General features: G+C 71.5%; 18 protein-coding genes and 1 pseudogene. 7 read left to right on the top strand and 12 right to left on the bottom strand.

All coding sequences use genetic code 11. The features are described 5' to 3' along the window. Positions 1 to 13 precede the first annotated feature (13 nt). Entirely contained in the window at positions 14 to 559 is a 546-nt protein-coding gene (locus tag AB0N81_RS29490) for a MarR family transcriptional regulator (RefSeq protein ID WP_365363557.1), read from the bottom strand. Positions 560 to 628: 69 nt separating this feature from the next. On the opposite strand from AB0N81_RS29490, the gene AB0N81_RS29485 reads away from it, so the two are divergent. Beyond that, the gene (locus AB0N81_RS29485) at positions 629 to 1,948 is read left to right on the top strand and encodes an MFS transporter (protein WP_365363555.1); all 1,320 of its coding nucleotides are present in this window, start codon (positions 629 to 631) and stop codon (positions 1,946 to 1,948) included. A gap of 8 nt (positions 1,949 to 1,956) precedes the next feature. Here the strand turns inward: AB0N81_RS29485 and AB0N81_RS29480 are convergent, their stop codons facing one another. The 3 genes from AB0N81_RS29480 to AB0N81_RS29470 all read right to left on the bottom strand — a co-directional run bounded on the left by AB0N81_RS29480 (position 1,957) and on the right by AB0N81_RS29470 (position 4,106). Then, positions 1,957 to 2,355 carry an ATP-binding protein gene (locus AB0N81_RS29480; protein WP_365363553.1) on the bottom strand — a complete coding sequence of 133 codons (399 nt, stop codon included), beginning with the start codon at positions 2,353 to 2,355 and terminating at the stop codon, positions 1,957 to 1,959. A 141-nt stretch (positions 2,356 to 2,496) separates the two neighbouring features. Continuing rightward, entirely contained in the window at positions 2,497 to 3,861 is a 1,365-nt protein-coding gene (locus AB0N81_RS29475) for a metallophosphoesterase (RefSeq protein ID WP_365363551.1), read from the bottom strand. Positions 3,862 to 3,863: 2 nt separating this feature from the next. Then, a complete protein-coding gene (locus AB0N81_RS29470) occupies positions 3,864 to 4,106 on the bottom strand; it encodes an SCO4848 family membrane protein (protein ID WP_062778448.1) in 243 nt (80 codons plus the stop codon). A 109-nt stretch (positions 4,107 to 4,215) separates the two neighbouring features. On the opposite strand from AB0N81_RS29470, the gene AB0N81_RS29465 reads away from it, so the two are divergent. Next, positions 4,216 to 5,478, top strand: a complete 1,263-nt coding sequence (locus AB0N81_RS29465) for a D-alanyl-D-alanine carboxypeptidase (RefSeq protein ID WP_365363549.1) — start codon at positions 4,216 to 4,218, stop codon at positions 5,476 to 5,478. On the opposite strand, the gene AB0N81_RS29460 is transcribed toward AB0N81_RS29465, so the two are convergent. The 4 genes from AB0N81_RS29460 to AB0N81_RS29445 are packed head-to-tail and all read right to left on the bottom strand — an operon-like array spanning position 5,469 to position 8,356. Next, the gene (locus AB0N81_RS29460; protein WP_365363547.1) at positions 5,469 to 6,425 is read right to left on the bottom strand and encodes a YihY/virulence factor BrkB family protein; all 957 of its coding nucleotides are present in this window, start codon (positions 6,423 to 6,425) and stop codon (positions 5,469 to 5,471) included. The genes AB0N81_RS29465 and AB0N81_RS29460 overlap by 10 nt on opposite strands. Further along, positions 6,413 to 6,880: a GtrA family protein gene (locus tag AB0N81_RS29455; RefSeq protein ID WP_365363660.1), complete on the bottom strand. Its 468-nt coding sequence runs from the start codon at positions 6,878 to 6,880 to the stop codon at positions 6,413 to 6,415. Before AB0N81_RS29455 ends, AB0N81_RS29460 begins: the two co-directional genes overlap by 13 nt. 11 nt (positions 6,881 to 6,891) lie before the next feature. Next, positions 6,892 to 7,842 carry a decaprenyl-phosphate phosphoribosyltransferase gene (locus AB0N81_RS29450; protein ID WP_365363545.1) on the bottom strand — a complete coding sequence of 317 codons (951 nt, stop codon included), beginning with the start codon at positions 7,840 to 7,842 and terminating at the stop codon, positions 6,892 to 6,894. Then, positions 7,835 to 8,356 (bottom strand): phosphatase PAP2 family protein, encoded by a 522-nt coding sequence (locus AB0N81_RS29445; protein ID WP_365363543.1) that lies wholly within the window; start codon positions 8,354 to 8,356, stop codon positions 7,835 to 7,837. Before AB0N81_RS29445 ends, AB0N81_RS29450 begins: the two co-directional genes overlap by 8 nt. Positions 8,357 to 8,522: 166 nt before the next feature. Here AB0N81_RS29445 and AB0N81_RS29440 point away from each other — a divergent pair, with 166 nt between their 5' ends. Then, positions 8,523 to 9,923, top strand: a complete 1,401-nt coding sequence (locus tag AB0N81_RS29440; RefSeq protein ID WP_365363541.1) for an FAD-binding oxidoreductase — start codon at positions 8,523 to 8,525, stop codon at positions 9,921 to 9,923. A gap of 13 nt (positions 9,924 to 9,936) precedes the next feature. Continuing rightward, positions 9,937 to 10,692, top strand: a complete 756-nt coding sequence (locus AB0N81_RS29435) for a decaprenylphospho-beta-D-erythro-pentofuranosid-2-ulose 2-reductase (protein WP_365363539.1) — start codon at positions 9,937 to 9,939, stop codon at positions 10,690 to 10,692. Here the strand turns inward: AB0N81_RS29435 and AB0N81_RS29430 are convergent. From AB0N81_RS29430 to AB0N81_RS29415, 4 genes and pseudogenes are all read right to left on the bottom strand, one after another. Continuing rightward, entirely contained in the window at positions 10,689 to 11,897 is a 1,209-nt protein-coding gene (locus AB0N81_RS29430; RefSeq protein ID WP_365363537.1) for a hypothetical protein, read from the bottom strand. The genes AB0N81_RS29435 and AB0N81_RS29430 overlap by 4 nt on opposite strands. 33 nt (positions 11,898 to 11,930) lie before the next feature. Then, positions 11,931 to 12,512: a 2'-5' RNA ligase family protein gene (locus AB0N81_RS29425; protein WP_365363535.1), complete on the bottom strand. Its 582-nt coding sequence runs from the start codon at positions 12,510 to 12,512 to the stop codon at positions 11,931 to 11,933. Between the two features lie 86 nt (positions 12,513 to 12,598). Beyond that, positions 12,599 to 13,612 (bottom strand): tryptophan--tRNA ligase, encoded by a 1,014-nt coding sequence (gene trpS, locus AB0N81_RS29420; RefSeq protein ID WP_150171284.1) that lies wholly within the window; start codon positions 13,610 to 13,612, stop codon positions 12,599 to 12,601. A gap of 133 nt (positions 13,613 to 13,745) precedes the next feature. Next, a pseudogene (locus AB0N81_RS29415) lies at positions 13,746 to 13,978 on the bottom strand (hypothetical protein); the annotation flags it as partial. Positions 13,979 to 14,077: 99 nt separating this feature from the next. On the opposite strand from AB0N81_RS29415, the gene AB0N81_RS29410 reads away from it, so the two are divergent. From AB0N81_RS29410 to AB0N81_RS29400, 3 genes are all read left to right on the top strand, one after another. Continuing rightward, on the top strand, positions 14,078 to 14,227 hold the full coding sequence (locus tag AB0N81_RS29410) for a hypothetical protein (RefSeq protein WP_365363680.1): 150 nt from the start codon (positions 14,078 to 14,080) through the stop codon (positions 14,225 to 14,227). 7 nt (positions 14,228 to 14,234) lie between these two features. Next, the gene (gene rocD / locus AB0N81_RS29405; RefSeq protein ID WP_365363658.1) at positions 14,235 to 15,416 is read left to right on the top strand and encodes an ornithine--oxo-acid transaminase; all 1,182 of its coding nucleotides are present in this window, start codon (positions 14,235 to 14,237) and stop codon (positions 15,414 to 15,416) included. Positions 15,417 to 15,641: 225 nt separating this feature from the next. Continuing rightward, a complete protein-coding gene (locus tag AB0N81_RS29400; RefSeq protein ID WP_365363656.1) occupies positions 15,642 to 16,745 on the top strand; it encodes a serine hydrolase domain-containing protein in 1,104 nt (367 codons plus the stop codon). The last annotated feature ends 10 nt before the right edge of the window (positions 16,746 to 16,755 follow it).

Below are 16,755 nucleotides of genomic sequence, written 5' to 3'. Positions count from 1 at the left end.
TCCGGGGCGGGGGCTATCGCCAGCCCGCTCCCCCGTCCGCCTCCGCCACCAGCATGATCCGGCGCAGCATCTCGGCGAGCCGCGCGCGCTCCTCCTCGGGGAGGACGCCGAGGAGGCGTTCCTCCTCGCGGCCGAGGACGGTCATCGCACCCTGCCACGCCGACCTGCCCGGCTCCGTCAGCTCCACGTCGACGCGGCGGCGGTCCTTCCGTGACGGGGTCCTGCGGATCAGGCCGCGGCGCTCCAGACCGTCCAGGCGGCCGGTGACTGAGGCGGGGGCGAGGTCCAGGTCCGCCGCCAGGTCGGAGGGGCTCGCGGAACCGCCCCGGCCGGCCAGTTTGTGCAGGGTGTCGAACTCGTGGCGCTCCAGGTCGAACTCGGCGAGGGACTGCTCGCGGACGCGGCGCAGGTGCACGGTGAGCTTGCTCATGCGGGTGACCGCGCCCTCGATGTCCGGGTCGAGCGTGGGCAGCACGGGCAGCCAGCGCTCGACGTGCCCGTCCGTCCAGTCCCGGCCCTGCCGGTCTTCCGGCCCGTCAACCGCCCTGTCGTCCACCATCCCAGGACTGTACTTCGGCTCCGGATATTTCGTTGACGAATAGTTCGACGCCGAAATACTGTCCTCTCCATGCCGCTGCCACGACTGTCGTCGTACCCCCTGCTGCACAACCGCCCCTTCCGGCTCCTCCTCATCGGCCGCACCCTGTCCCTCATCGGCGGCGCCGTCATCCCCGCGGCCCTCGCGCTCGCCGTGCTGCGCGTCACCGGATCGGGCTCCGACCTGGCCATCGTCCTCGGCTGCGCGATGGGGCCCCGGCTGCTCCTGCTGCCGCTCGGCGGGGTCGTGGCGGACCGCTTCAATCCGCGCACGGTCGCCCTCGTCACCGATCTCGTGCGCTGTGGCGCCCAGCTCTTCGTGGGCGTCGAACTGCTCGGCGGGGAGCCGCAGCTGTGGCACATCGCCGCCGCCGAGGCCGTCGGAGGCGCCGCGTCCGCCTTCGGCATGCCGACGCTGCCGCGGCTGATCACCGGCACCGTCGAGGAGAAGGACCGGCACGGCGCCAACTCCCTGTTCGGCGTCGTCAGGAGCAGCACCGTCCTGGGCGGTCCGGCACTCGCCGGGCTTCTGATCGCCGTCGCCGGGCCGGGCTGGGCCTTCATCCTCGACGCCGTCTCGTTCGCGCTCAGCGCCTGCCTGCTCTCGGCGGTCCGCCTCCCGCACGCGATCGCTCCGGCGCCCGTGGAGCAGCGCGGCTCCCTCCGCAAGGACCTCGTCGAGGGCTGGCAGGAGGTGCGCCGCCGCGACTGGTACTGGACGAGTCTGGTCGCCCACGCCGCCTGGAACGGCGCCGCCGCCGTGCTCATGACCCTCGGGCCCGTCCTCGCCGTCGAGGAGCTGGGCGGCGAGGGCGTGTGGATCTGGATCCTCCAGTCGGGCGCCGTCGGGCTGCTGCTCGGCTCGCTGCTCGCCGGCCGGGCCAGGCCGCGGCGCCCCGTCCTGATGGCCAACCTGGGCCTCGCGACGTACGCCCTCCCGCTCGGCCTGCTCGCCGCCGAGGCCCCCGCGCCCGCCGTCATCGTCGCCTACGGCCTCGCGCAGGCGGGGCTCGGCTTCCTCAGTCCCGTCTGGGAGACCTCGGTGCAGGCGGCGATACCGCCCGCGGTGCTGGCCCGCGTCACCTCGTACGACTGGCTGCTCTCGATGGCCGCGATGCCGCTCGGATACGTCCTCGCCCCGCTCGCGGCGAGCGCCTGGGGCACGGGGGCGCCCCTGTGGATCGCGGCCGTCGGCGTCGGGGTGGCCTGTGTGGGTACGGCGGCGGTCCCGGGCGTCCGCCGCTTCACCCTCCCCGCGTCAGAGCCGGCCGAGGAGCCGGCCGAGGATGACCGCGAGCGTCCGGTCGCCCTCGAAGGGCAGGTGTCCGCTCCCGCCCATGAGCGGCTCTGACGGTGCGCTCATCCCCGCACCAGCGCCCACACCGTCTTGCCGTACCTGCCGCGCCGCCACACGCCCCACGCCTCCGCGATCGCGTCGAGGAGGCGCATGCCGCGGCCGTTCTCGTCCTCCCAGACGTCGCAGGCGCGCAGCTCGGGCTCCGACGGGCTCTCGTCGGACACCTCGATGAAGCACGATCCGTCGGCGAGCACCGTCACCGCGACCTCGAACTCCCGCTCGACGACGAGTCCGTGGAGGATCGCGTTGGTCGCGAGCTCCGACACGAGGAGCACGGTGTCGTCGATCGCCCCGTGGTCCGCCGTCTGGCCCCAGGCCGCCAGATGGTCGTGCACGCGCGTCCTGGCGAGCGGCACCGACGCGGGGTGCGGCGGCAGTCTGAAGGCATCACGTCTCAACAAATCCCCATCCCCCTCCGACAGCCCCATGCTGCGCAGAGGAACCGCGCGGTGTCACTGCGGCACCTCTGGGCTCACGCATATTGGCCGGTTCTGAATCAAATACCCCACGGGGAAGGGGCCTTGAGGCGTGTCGTACGGGGCTCAGGCCTGGCGTGACGCCAGTTCCACGACCGTGATGTCCGACGGTGCCCCGACCCGTACCGGCGGGCCCCAGGCGCCCGCGCCACGCGTCACGTAGAGCTGTGTGTCGCCGTACCGCTCCAGGCCCGCGAGCGTCGGATTGGCCAGGTCGGCGACGAGGTTGCCCGGCCACAGCTGGCCGCCGTGGGTATGGCCGGAGAGTTGCAGGTCCACGCCGTGCTCGACGGCGTCGTGGATGACGACCGGCTGATGCGCGAGGAGCACGGACGCCCGCGAACGGTCCCGGTCGCCGAGGGCCTTGGCGAAGTCGGGGCCCTTGCCCTCGTCCTCGCCCGCCACGTCGTCGACGCCTGCGAGGTCGAAGCCGGGGAGTTCGGTACGGGCGTTCCGCAGCGGGCGCAGGCCCAGTTCCCGCACGTGGTCGACCCACTGCTCGGCTCCGGAGAAGTACTCGTGGTTGCCCGTGACGAAGTACGCGCCGTGCCGGGCCCGCAGTCCCGCGAGCGGCGCGGCGGCGGGCCCCAGGTCCTCGACGCTGCCGTCGACCAGGTCGCCCACCACGGCGATCAGATCGGGCTGCGTGGCGTTGACGGTGTCGACCACCCGCTGTGAGAAGCCGCGTCCGAGGATCGGCCCGAGGTGGATGTCGCTGACCACCGCGATCCGGAACCCGTGGGCCCCGCGCGGCAGTTTCGCCAGCGGCACGGTGACCCGCTTCACCTTGGGGCCGCGGAGCACGCCGTACGTTCCGTAGCCGACGGTGCTGGCCGCGACGGCGGCCGCGGTCCCGCCGACGACACGGGAGACGAAGAGGCGGCGGGTGGGGGCGGCCCTTCCGGGAGCGGGCGCGGGAGTCGGCGTGGGAGCCGACTCGGGGGCAGGCGCGAGGGCAGTCTTCTCGGCCTCGGGGGCAGCCCGTTCGGGGGCGGAGGAGGTCTGGTCGGGGGCGGAGGAGGTCCGATCGGGGGCGGAGGATGCCTCATCGGGGTCGGCTGTCGCGCCGGACTGCGCCACAGCTACGCGTACGCGTTCCGGAACCGCCTCCTCCCGTTCCGTCCACCGCCGCACCAGGGGACGCGCCAGTTCCCCCACGATCAGCGCGAGCAGCAGATAGAGCGAGAGGGCCATCCACATGAAGCCCGGCCAGGCCAGCACCCGCTGGACCAGGAACGGAGCCCCGGCCCGCTCGGCGACGAGCCCTCCGAACATCAGCAGCGGCCCCGCGACGAAGACCACCGTGCCGACGCGCCGGGCGAGGCCGGGCCCGGCCGTGGTGTCCCGCACCAGGCGGCGCCACGCGTACCAGTGGAGGGCGGCGAAGGCCGCCACGACGGCGAGGCCCACGAGGACCACGAGGGCAGCCACGGCTATGACGTTCTGCGCAGAGCACGGACTCCACGGAACCCGATGACCCCTACCACCGTCCCCAAGACAAAGGAGACAACGGCAAGCGTCAGGTGCACCCAGAAGTACCCGGTCGGGTTGTCCGCGTCGTCGAAGGCGAGCCCGCTGCCGTCCTTCCACAGGTTCTTGACGAAAGTGATCCAGATGAACCAGCTCCACACCCCGAAGGCGAGCAGGAACCAGGAGACAGGGCGGCTGAGCTTCATGCGTTCAGTATCGCGAGGTCCCCTGCCGCGCCGCCGCCGGGGTGGGGACGACGGGACACAGCGCACCTCGGGAGCGACTCGCACAGCGCCGCCCTGTACGTTCTCGTCCGTGCCTGCCGTAAAAAAGACCGCCATGTTGGTCGCTTCCGCCGCATTGCTGACCATGTCGACCGCAGCGCCCGCGCTCGCGGACGGGAAGCCGGGAGGCGACGAGAAGCACCCGAAGCCGCCCTCCAAGATGTCCACCGTGGGTGGTGTGCAGCTCGGCGAGCCCGGAACCCAGGTGAAGCTCAAGGCGGGCGCTCCGGTGCTGCCCAAGGATCTGACGGGGCGTTCCTGGATCGTCTCGGACGCGGAGTCGGGCGACGTCCTCGCCTCGCACAACGCGCACTGGCGGCTGCCTCCGGCGAGCACCCTCAAGATGCTCTTCGCGGACACGGTGCTGCCGAAGTTCCCCAAGTCGCAGAAGCACAAGGTGGCGCTCTCCGACCTGGAGGGCATCGGCGCGGGCAGCAGCATGGTCGGCATCAAGGAGAACGAGACGTACAGCGTCCACGACCTGTGGCTGGGTGTCTTCCTGCGGTCCGGCAACGACGCGGTGCACGTCCTGTCCGCGATGAACGACGGCATCCCGCAGACCGTCGAGGACATGCAGAAGCACGCCGAGGAGCTGCAGGCCCTCGACACGCACGTGGTCTCCCCCGACGGCTACGACGCCAAGGGGCAGGTCTCCTCCGCGTACGACCTGTCGCTGTTCGCCCGCTCCGGGCTGCAGAAGAAGGACTTCCGCGAGTACTGCTCGACGGCCACGGCCCAGTTCCCCGGCCAGACGAAGAAGATCGAGAAGGGCAAGGACAAGGGCAAGACGAAGCGCGGGTCCTTCGGGATCCAGAACACCAACAAGCTCCTCACCGGCGCACTCGGCGTCAGCCCCTACAAGGGCATCGCGGGCGTCAAGAACGGCTACACCTCGAACGCGGGGAACACCTTCACCGGTGTTGCCGAGCGCGACGGCAAGGTTCTCCTTGTCACCGTCATGAACCCCTCCTCCGGAGAGGCCCACGCGGTCTACAACGAGACCGCGCGGCTCTTCGACTGGGGCTTCAAGGCCGCGGGCAAGGTCGACCCGGTGGGTCAGCTCGTCGCCCCGAAGGGCGCCGACACGGGCGGTGCCGGCAAGGGCGCCCCGGGCAGCGGCGGAGAGGGCGCCGTCGAGAAGGCGGCGCACTCCTCCGACGGCGGGTCGAGCGGCATGGGCATCGCGCTCGCGATCACGGGCGGCGTGCTCGCGGTCCTCGGCGCGGGTGCCTACGTGCTGCGGCGCCGGATGCCGCTGCCGGGCCAGGCGGGCCGCCAGTCGCGTCAGGACTGACGACGGGAGGCGGTCGGGGAGGCCGCCTCTTCGGAAGCAGCTTCTTTGGAGGCGGCTTCTTTGGAGGCAGTCTCTTCGGAGGCTGCCTCCTCGCCCTGTGATGCCTTGCGGGTCGCCGTCCAGGCCGCGCAGAACAGCAGCAGTTTCGCCGTGAAGTTGATCCACAGGAGCAGCGCGACGGGCACTCCGAAGGCGCCGTACATGTTCTTCGCGGCGACGCCCTTCATGTAGCCGCCGAGCAGCAGCTTGAGCAGCTCGAACCCGGCCGCGCCGATCAGCGCGGCGGTGATGAGCCGGCGCCGGGGCGGCTGGACGCCGGGCAGCAGGGTCAGGACGTAGAGCAGGAGCAGCAGGTCCGCGAGGACGGCGATGGCGAACGCGATGACCTGGAGCAGCACCGAGCCCCAGCCCTGCTCGTCGATGCCGAGGAGGTCGGCGGCCCAGCCGACGGCGGTCGACGCGAGCGCCGACGCGACGAACGACGCGAGGCCCGCGCCCCCGAGCCCGATGAGCACTCCGGCGTCCTTGGCCTTGCGCAGGACGGGGTTCTCCTCCTCGTCCGGCAGCTCCCAGACGGCCCGCAGGCACTCCCTCATCGAGCCGACCCAGCCGATGCCGGTGAAGAGCAGCAGGGCGCCCGCGACGAGGCCGACGGTGCCCGCGTTGTCGACCAGCGCGTCCAGGTTCAGCTGGTCGGAGATGCCGGGGACCTGTTCGGAGATCTTGTCTTCCAGGGTGTCCTGCTGCTTCTTCGAGAGCGTCGCGGCGGCGATCGCGGCCGCGACGGTCAGCAGCGGGAAGAGCGCCAGGAAGCTGATGAAGGTCATGGCGGCCGCGAGGCGCGTCCAGTGCACGTGGTCGAGCCGTTCGTACGCCTGCCACGCGTGTGTGCGCATGCCTTTCTCGACGAGGGGCCCGATGCCGGGAAGTTTCTTCAGCCAGTCCATGACGCCTCCGTGCCTGCCGTCCTGCCCGTTGTCCTGCCCGGTGTGCGGAATACCAAGGTCCGGGTACCCCAGAACCGCAGCAAAGTGGCGAGTGCCATACCGATCCCCGCACCCGAGACGGTGTCCGCGCGCTGTGAGGTGAAGCCGAGACCGTAGTGGGACACGGCGATGCACAGCAGTTGGACGAGGGCGCCCGCGATGTTGACGGCGAAGAACACCACGTACTGGCGCAGCCGGGAGACCTCCGTGGTCCTCCTGCGGTAGGTGCCGAGCGCGTTGCCCGCGTAGGCGACCGAGCAGCCCGCCACGAAGGAGAGCGATTTGGCGGTCAGCGGGTCCAGGCCCACGGGTCCGCGCAGCCAGACGAAGAGGCCGAGGTCGGCGGCGTACGCGCAGAGGCCGACGGCGGCGAAGCCGAGCAGCTCGGGCCCGAGCGACCGCAGCCGTCCGCGCAGGGAACGCGCACTCACCAGTCCGCCACCGCGAGTCCGTACATCGCGAGCCATACCAGGCCGATCACGGCGAGTGCCCGGTCCCGCAGGACGACGTCCTCGGGCTCGCCCGCCGTGCCCCGGTCGGCGAAGACGGCGTAGCGCAGGATCGCGAGGATGAAGGCCGCCATGGACAGCTGACGCCAGGGCAGCAGGCTTCCGTTGGCGGTGCCGCCCTCCTCCATGGCCCACAGGCAGTACGCGAGAACGGCGACACCCGCCGCCAGTTGCCACACGAAGCGCAGATAGCCGGTGGTGTACTCGGTGAGCAGCGCGCGGGTGGCGCCGAGCTTCTCCGAGCTCGCGGACATCTGGACGGCTTCGGAGTAGCGCTTGGCGGAGACCATGAAGAGCGCGCCGAAGCCCGTGGTGATCAGGAACCAGCGCGAGAGCGGGATCTCCAGCGCGAGGCCGCCGATCATGGCGCGCATGAGGAAGCCGGTCGTGACGATCGTGAGGTCGACGACGAGGACGTGCTTGAGGCTGACGCAGTAGGCGAGTTGCATGCCGACGTACGCGGCCAGGAGCGCCGCTGTCAGCGGTGTGCACAGGACCGTCGCGGCCACGGGCGCGAGGACGGCGAGGAGCCCTCCGACGGCGTACGCGACGGGCACCGGCACCTGTCCGGCGGCGACCGGCCTGCGGCACTTGGTGGGGTGCGCGCGGTCGGCGTCGGCGTCGCGCGCGTCGTTGATCAGGTAGACGGCGGAGGCGGCGGCCGTGAACAGCGCGAAGACGATCGCCACTTGGACGAGGGCGTGCCGCGAGAAGAGCTCACCGGCGGCCGCGGGGGCCGCGACGACCAGGACGTTCTTCACCCACTGGCGGGGGCGCGCGGTCTTCAGGAGGCCGAGCGGCAGGCCGATGGCGGCCGGGCGCCGGACCGGGCGGGGCCGCTCCAGGACGGTGGAGATACGTTCAGGCATCGATGCTGTCTCCGTTCATCCAGGCGGCGCCCACGCGCGCGGTGAGCGCCCCGAGCGCCGCGCCCGCGGCCACGTCCGAGGGGTAGTGGACGCCGACGACCATTCGGGAGACGCACATCGCGGCGGCCAGTGGCGGTACGAGGCGGGCGCCGGCGGGGCGCAGCGCGCCGTAGGCGACGGTGGCCGCGGCGGCCGACGTGGCGTGCGAGCTGGGGAAGGAGTGCCGGCCCGCGGTGCGTACAAGGGGTTCGACGCCGTTGTGGCTGCCGGGGCGCGGGCGGCGGACGATCCGCTTGACGCCCATGCTGGCCAGGTGGGCGGCGGCGGTGAGCGCCGTGCCGCGCAGCCAGGCGCCGCGGCGCTCACGGTCGACGGCGGCGCCCGCGAGGCCCGCGGCGATCCAGAGCGCGCCGTGCTCTCCGGTCCGGGACAGGGCGCGTGCCGCGGCCGCCACGCGCGGGTCGGTGCCGCAGTCGCGCAGGGCCGACAGCAACCGGTGGTCCATGTCGTGCATGTCGCCTCTATTTCGAAGACATTCGAGAGCTGGGCATCTCGACTCTTCTAGGCAACATGCTAATAATTCCGTCAATGTAGGGTGACACTCCATCAATCACCCATTTCGGTGAAAGCATGGTCAGTTCGGAGCGAAGCGCACATCTGCGGACGATACGGTCACTGCCATGCCTGCCGACTCACCCGCCGACACCCCTGCCCGCGCCTCGGCTCCCCTGTCGTCCGCCGTGTCCGTCTCCGGCTGGGGGCGCACCGCACCGACCACCGCCCGGCTGGTGAGACCCCGCACGCAGGAGGAGGCCGCGGCCGCGGTGCGTGACTGCGGGGACCGCGGCGGCATCGCCCGCGGCCTGGGCCGTGCCTATGGAGACGCCGCACAGAACGCGGGCGGCGCCGTCTTCGACATGACGGGCCTCGACCGGGTGCGCGTCATCGACGCCGACGCGGGCACGGTCGTCTGCGACGCGGGGGTCTCGCTGCACCGCCTGATGGAGGTCCTGCTCCCCCTCGGCTGGTTCGTGCCGGTGACGCCGGGGACCCGCTATGTGACGGTGGGCGGGGCGATCGGCGCCGACATCCACGGCAAGAACCACCACGTGTCGGGCTCCTTCTCCCGCCACGTCCTCTCGATGGAACTGCTGACCGCCGACGGCACGGTCCGCACGATCGAGCCCGGCAGCGCCCTGTTCGACGCGACGGCCGGCGGCATGGGCCTCACCGGCGTGATCCTGTCGGCGACCGTCCAGCTCCTGCCGGTCGAGACGTCCTTGATGTCGGTCGACACGGAACGCGCCACGGACCTCGACGACTTGATGGCCCGCCTCACGGCCACCGACCACCGCTACCGCTACTCGGTCGCCTGGATCGACCTCCTCGCGCGGGGCGCCACCATGGGCCGGTCCGTCCTGACCCGCGGCGACCACGCCCCCCTGGACGCGCTTCCGGAGCGTGCACGCGCGCGCAGAGCCCCGCTCGCGTTCCGTCCGGGACAGCTGCCGGCCGCGCCCTCCTTCGTACCGGAGGGGCTGCTCGGCAAGGCCTCGGTGGGCCTCTTCAACGAACTCTGGTACCGCAAGGCGCCCCGCTCCCGCACCGGCGAGCTCCAGAAGATCTCCACCTTCTTCCACCCTCTGGACGGCGTCCCGCACTGGAACCGCATCTACGGCCGCAGCGGCTTCGTGCAGTACCAATTCGTCGTCGGGTACGGCAAGGAGGAGGCCCTGCGCCGCATCGTGCGGCGCATCTCGGAGCGGGGCTGCCCGTCCTTCCTCGCCGTGCTGAAGCGCTTCGGAGAGGGCGATCCCGGCTGGCTGTCCTTCCCGATGCCCGGCTGGACCCTCGCCCTCGACATCCCGGCGAACCTCCCAGGTCTCGGCGCCTTCCTGGACGACCTCGACGAGGAGGTGGCCGCCGCCGACGGGCGCGTCTACCTCGCCAAGGACTCACGCCTGCGGCCCGAGATGCTCGCAGCGATGTACCCCCGGCTCGACGACTTCCGCGCCCTGCGGGCCGATCTCGACCCGCGAGGAGTGTTCCGCTCGGACCTCTCCCGCCGCCTCGCCCTCTAGGAGACCGGTACTCATGAAAGACGCCTTCGGCACCCCCCAGTCCCTGCTCGTCCTCGGCGGCACCTCCGAGATCGGCCTCGCCACCGCGCGGCGCCTCGTCGCCCGCCGCACCCGCACGGTCTGGCTGGCCGGGCGTCCTTCACCGGACCTGGAGAAGGCCGCGGCCGGCCTGCGCGACATGGGCGCGGACGTGCGGACCGTCGCCTTCGACGCGCTCGACCCCGAGTCCCACGAAGTGACCCTCGGCAAGGTCTTCGCCGAGGGCGACATCGACATGGTGCTGCTCGCCTTCGGCATCCTCGGCGACCAGGCACGCGACGAGGACGAGCCCCTCGCGGCGGTGCGCGTCGCCCGGACCAACTACACGGGCGCGGTCTCCGCGGGCCTGGTCTGCGCGCGGGCGCTGCAGACCCAGGGGCACGGCTCCCTGGTGGTGCTCTCCTCGGTGGCGGGTGAGCGCGCGCGCCGCTCGAACTTCATCTACGGCTCCAGCAAGGCCGGACTCGACGCGTTCGCCCAGGGCCTGGGCGACGCGCTGCACGGCACCGGAGTGCACGTGATGGTCGTCCGCCCCGGCTTCGTACGGTCGAAGATGACCGCGGGCCTGGAGGAGGCCCCCATGGCGACCACCCCGGAGGCGGTGGCGGAAGCCATCGAGAACGGGCTGCGGCGGCGCTCCGAGACGGTGTGGGTGCCCGGGGCCCTGCGGCTGGTCATGTCGGCCCTGCGGCACGTGCCGAGGCCGGTGTTCCGGCGGCTGCCCCTCTAGGGGTTCTCCTCCTGGCGTTTCAGGGAGACGATGACGGGTTTGTCCGGGGCGGCGCCGCTCTGCAGGACGTCGACCGTGCCAAAGCCCAGCACCTTGTCCGAGCCCGGCACCGTGATGATCCGCTTGAGCCAGAGCTGCTGCTGGGCCTCGGCGCGCACGCCTCCCCCGGCGGGCAGCCTCGGCTTCTTGATCCTGGTGCAGGTGCCGTCGGTGGCCAGGTGCCAGTTGCCGTTCATGAAGAAGCCGCGGTCGCCGTCCCGGGCCACGGGCCTGCGGTGTTCACACGCTCCGGGGAAGGGCTCCGAGTCCTTCCAGCGGGAGCCGTCCCAGCTCAGCTCGACGGACTCCGACTCCGGGTCGCGGACCTCTTCGCCGTCGTACCCCTTGTAGGAGTGCCCTCCGTGGGCGCGGACGTACGTGCGGGAGGCGACGTCGATCCCGGTGAACTCGGCGTACGGCTCGGGTGGCACCGGATCGGGGAAGCGGTACGTCGGCGTCCTGGTGAGCGCCCACTTCTCACCGTCGAAGTGCATCGCGGCGAGTTGCCTGACCTCGCCGCCGGGTCCGCCGACACCCGGCCCCGTCGTACGGGAGCCGACCGCCCACACGTCGTCCCTCGCCGAACCGGCGAGGGCGGTGATCCTCTCCGCGGGCATCGGCGTCGGCGTCCAACGGCTGCCGTCCCAGTGCGTGACCCGGCCGTCGCCCCGGAGCACCCACACGTCATCCGGGGTGATGACCTCGATGTCCGTGAGCGGCCCGGCAGGTACGTCCTTCACGGGGCCCCAGCGAGTGCCGTCCCAGAGCGCGTACCGGGGGCTCCTCGTGTCCGACGCGGTGCCTTCCACGGTGTGCAGCCGGATGCCCGCCGACCCGAGGGACTCCAGCCGGGAGAGGTGGGGGTCGCCGTCGACCGGCATCGGCTCCCGCGTCCACTTCTCGCCGTCGAAGTGCAGCAGATGGCCCTTCGCGGACCGCCCGTCGGTGTGGGCGCTGTCGCTCCCGAGGGCCCAGACGTCGTCCGGAGCCATGGCGGCCCCGTCGATCAGCTCGCCGGGCTCGCCGTCGACGCGCTCGTACGCCCAGGAGAGCCCGGACGCACGGGACTTGGACGGCGGCGTGTCAGCGGCCCCGCCGGGCTCCTGTGCCCCGCAGCCGGCCGCCACAAGGGCGAGTACGGCGACGGCTGCCGCTGCGTTGCGCATGGTCCCCCAGCACGGTCGGCCGGGGCGCCCCGGTCAGCGAGCGGGCAGCGTACCCCGGGCTGACGGGGCCGAGGCCTGAGGGGGCACCACAGGGCCGCCGAAGAGGAAGTCGCGCAGCTTGCGCCACACGCCGTCGGAGCCCTGCTCGTACAGGGCGAAGCCGGTGCAGGGCCACTCGGCCTCGTACTCGGACAGCTCCTCGTACGCGCGGTCCATGGCCTCTTCGGAGATGCCGTGCGCCACCGTGACGTGCGGGTGGTAGGGGAACTGCAGTTCGCGCGCCATCGGCCCCGACGCGTCCCGCACCCGCTCCTGCAGCCAGGAGCAGGCCGACACGCCCGACACCACCTGCACGAAGACGACGGGCGACAGCGGCCGGAAGGTGCCCGTCCCCGAGAGCCGCATCGGGAAGGGGCGCCCCGCCGCCGCGACCGAGAGCAGATGTGCCTCGACCGCGGGCAGCGCCGACGCGTCCACCTCGGTGGGCGGCAGCAGCGTCACATGGGTGGGGATGCCGTGCGCCGCGGGGTCCCCGAAGCCCGCACGCCGCTCCTGGAGCAGGCTGCCGTGTGGCTCCGGGACCGCGATCGAGACGCCGATCGTTACGGTCCCCACGTCGTACTCCTGTCGTCGTGTCCATGGGCAGGGCGGCGCCGCCCGGTGGGCAGCGTGGTGCGAGCTGTTGTGCTGGGTCGGGTGACTCAGTGCTTGGCGGGCAGGAAGCCCACCTTGTCGTACGCCTGGGCGAGGGTCTCGGCGGCGACGGCACGGGCCTTCTCCGCGCCCTTGGCCAGGATCGAGTCGAGCGTCTCCGGGTCGTCCAGGTACTGCTGGGTGCGGTCCCGGAAGGGGGTCACGAACTCGACCATGACCTCGGCGAGGTCGGTCTTCAGCGCACCGTAGCCCTTGCCGGCGTACTTCTGCTCCAGTTCGGCGATACCGGTGCCGGTGAGCGTGGAGTAGATGCTGAGGAGGTTGCTGACGCCCGGCTTCTCCGCCACGTCGTAGCGGATCACCGTGTCGGTGTCGGTGACGGCGCTCTTGACCTTCTTGGCGGTGGCCTTGGGCTCGTCCAGGAGGTTGATCAGGCCCTTCGGCGTGGACGCCGACTTGCTCATCTTGATCGACGGGTCCTGGAGGTCGTAGATCTTCGCCGTCTCCTTGAGGATGTACGCCGACGGCACGGTGAACGTCTCCCCGAACCGGCCGTTGAAACGCTCGGCGAGGTCACGGGTGAGCTCGATGTGCTGGCGCTGGTCCTCGCCGACCGGCACCTCGTTGGCCTGGTACAGCAGGATGTCCGCGACCTGGAGGACCGGGTACGTGAAGAGGCCGACGGAAGCGCGGTCGGCGCCCTGCTTGGCGGACTTGTCCTTGAACTGCGTCATGCGGGAGGCCTCGCCGAAGCCGGTGAGGCAGTTCATCACCCAGGCGAGCTGGGCGTGCTCGGGGACGTGGCTCTGGACGAAGAGCGTGCAGCGCTCCGGGTCGAGGCCCGCGGCGAGCAGCTGGGCGGCGGCGAGCCGGGTGTTGGCGCGCAGCTCGGCGGGGTCCTGCGGGATCGTGATCGCGTGCAGGTCCACCACCATGTAGAAGGCGTCGTGGGACTCCTGGAGCGCCACCCACTGGCGGACGGCGCCGAGGTAATTGCCGAGATGGAACGAGCCGGCGGTGGGCTGGATTCCGGAGAGCACACGAGGTCGTTCAGAGGCCATGACGCCCATTCTCTCAGGTGACTCTCATAGCTCGGAAACAGGTGTGTGACGGGTGGGAACCGATCGGCCACGGCCGGTGCACCACGGTTACCGGCCGGTGCGGTGTCCACGCCGTGGCTGCCCGCGGTCGTGGCCGATGAGACGAGGAACACAGTGCGTCCGGCCCCGACGAAGGGTGGGCGCCGCCGGTGATCAGACTGGCGATGCGCGCGATGTCGGCCACCAGGACGGCGCCGGCCTCGCGGGCGATCTCGGCGCGCGGGCGATGGCCAGGCGCTCCACGGGGTCGATGTTCTGCTGGCCCTCGTAGTAGCGGCGGCCGGGGTAGCCCTCGCTGTACTTGTTCGGCTGTTCCTCGGCGCCGATGAGCGCGGCGAGTTCGGGGCCCGTTCCCCGTGCGCCAGCCACCGTGCTGTCCGGGCCGGCGTAGCTGGCACGCCGATCCGGCAGGTTTCCTCGTCCGCGATGCGAGCGACGATAGAAACTGGGCGCCACACCCGCCCCACGCCGCAGGACGAACGGAGACCCCGTGTCGAGTACGTCATCTCCCCTCACGTCATCGTCGTCATCGCCCGCATCCTCGTCGTCGGCCGCCGGTTCCGGCTCGACGAGTGAGCGGCTCATCGCCTCGGCCGAGGCGCACAGCGCGCACAACTACCATCCGCTGCCCATCGTGGTCGCCTCGGCCGAGGGCGCGTGGATGACCGATGTCGAGGGGCGCCGCTATCTCGACATGCTCGCCGGGTACTCCGCGCTCAACTTCGGGCACGGCAACCGCCGCCTGATCGACGCCGCGAAGGCGCAGCTCGACCGGGTGACCCTGACCTCGCGGGCGTTCCACCACGACCGGTTCGCCGAGTTCTGTACGCGCCTCGCCGAGCTCTGCGGCAAGGAGATGGTGCTGCCCATGAACACGGGCGCGGAGGCCGTGGAGACGGCCGTGAAGACCGCGCGCAAGTGGGGCTACCAGGTCAAGGGGGTGCCGGACGGGCGGGCCAGGATCGTTGTCGCGGCCGGCAACTTCCACGGCCGGACCACGACCGTCATCAGCTTCTCCACGGACGAGGAGGCACGGGCGGACTTCGGGCCGTACACGCCGGGCTTCGACATCGTGCCGTACGGCGACCTGGAGGCGCTGCGGGCCGCGGTCACCGACGACACGGTGGCCGTGCTGATCGAGCCGATCCAGGGCGAGGCGGGCGTCCTCGTGCCGCCGGCCGGATATCTGCCCGGGGTGCGGGAGCTGACCCGGGAGCGCGGGGTCCTCTTCATCGCGGACGAGATCCAGTCGGGGCTCGGCAGGACGGGACGTACGTTCGCGTGTGAGCACGAGGGCGTCGTGCCGGACGTGTATCTGCTGGGCAAGGCGCTCGGGGGCGGCGTCGTGCCGGTGTCGGCGGTGGCCGCGGACGCCGATGTGCTCGGGGTGTTCAAGCCGGGTGAGCACGGGTCGACGTTCGGCGGCAATCCGCTGGCCTGCGCGGTGGGCCTCGAAGTGGTCGACATGCTGTCGTCCGGCGAGTTCCAGCAGCGGGCCACGGAGCTCGGCGACCACCTGCACGCGGAGCTGAGGCTGCTGACCGGCGCGGGCAAGGTGACGGAGGTGCGGGGCCGCGGGCTGTGGGCGGGCGTCGACATCGCTCCGTCGTACGGCACGGGGCGGGAGATCTCCGAGAAGCTGATGGAGAGGGGTGTGCTGGTCAAGGACACGCACGGCTCGACGATCCGCATCGCTCCCCCGCTGGTGATCAGCAAGGAGGACCTGGACTGGGGCCTCGATCAACTGCGGGCCGTACTCAGCTAGTCCGGGGGGGCGGGGGCCTGGGGGCCCGGGGGTTAGCCCTACCTGGAGTGGGCGGTTGGCAGGATCGTTGTGAGGGACAGCTTCCGGAAGTGTGGGGGCCGGCGGGTGCCGCCGGTTTCCCGATGTTTCCGTAGGAGTTGAATCGTGCGTGAGCAGGCATGGCAGAGGGTGCGTTCTTCCGGGCGGCGCCCGGACAGGCGGCAGCGGAGCGGTCGGCTCAGAGCCGTGTCGGCCGCGGCCGCGACTGCCGTGACGGTCGGCGTCATCACGGCCGGTGTCCTGGCCCCGTCCACGGCGTCCGCCGCGCCCCGGCCGGACGCCGTCCAGCAGGGCCTGGACGCGCTGGTGCGCGCCGACGGCCTGCCCGCCGCGCTGGCGAGCGTCGGCGGACGTGACGGCCGGACCCGTACGTACACCGCGGGGGTCGGCGACCTGGCCACCGGGGCGGAAGTGCCCCGGGACGGTCAGGTACGGATCGGCAGCAACACCAAGGCGTTCACCGCGGTGGTCGTGCTGCAGCTGGTCGGTGAGGGGAGAATCCGGCTCGACGAGCCGGTCGAGACGTATCTGCCGGACCGTGTGCGCGGGGACGGGATCGACGGGAACCGGATCACCGTCCGCCACCTCCTGCAGCAGACGAGCGGGCTGCCCAACTACACGAAGCACGACCTCCAGCCGCGGTACTACGAGCCGGGTGAACTGCTCGACATCGCGCTCCGGTACAAGTCCGAATTCGAGCCGGGGAAGGGATGGGCGTACAGCAACACGAACTACGTACTGGCCGGAATGATCGTCGAGAAGGTCACCAGGCACTCCATCGCCCAGGAGATCGACCGGCGCGTCATCAAGCGCATCGGGCTGCGCCACACCTACTTCCCCGCCCCTCATGACGCGACCATCCGCGAGCCCCACCCCAAGGGCTACCTACAGGAATCGGCGGGTGCGCCCCTGCGCGACATCACGGAGCTGGACCCCTCCTGGACCTGGGCGGCGGGACAGATGATCTCCACCAACTCCGACCTCAACCGGTTCTACGGCGCGCTGCTGCACGGCAGACTCCTCCCCGCACCGCAGCTGGCCCAGATGCGCACCACCGTCCCCGCCCCTTACTTCGGCCCCGGCGCCCGTTACGGCCTGGGCCTCGTGAGCAAGCCGCTGTCGTGCGGCGGCGTGTACTGGGGCCATGGCGGCAGCTACCCGGGATACGAGACCCGGGGCGGCGTCACCGACAAGGGCCGCGCCGCCAATGTCGCGGTGACCATGCAGCCGGCCGACGCGACGGTCATGACGCGTGTGGACGAGGTCGTGGACACGGCCCTCTGCCGCTGACCCGGCGAGG

Source organism: Streptomyces sp. NPDC093510 (assembly GCF_040683555.1).
GTDB lineage: Bacteria > Actinomycetota > Actinomycetes > Streptomycetales > Streptomycetaceae > Streptomyces.
The sequence above is the reverse complement of the archived record's forward strand: the minus strand, read 5'-3'. Positions and strand labels throughout refer to the sequence as shown.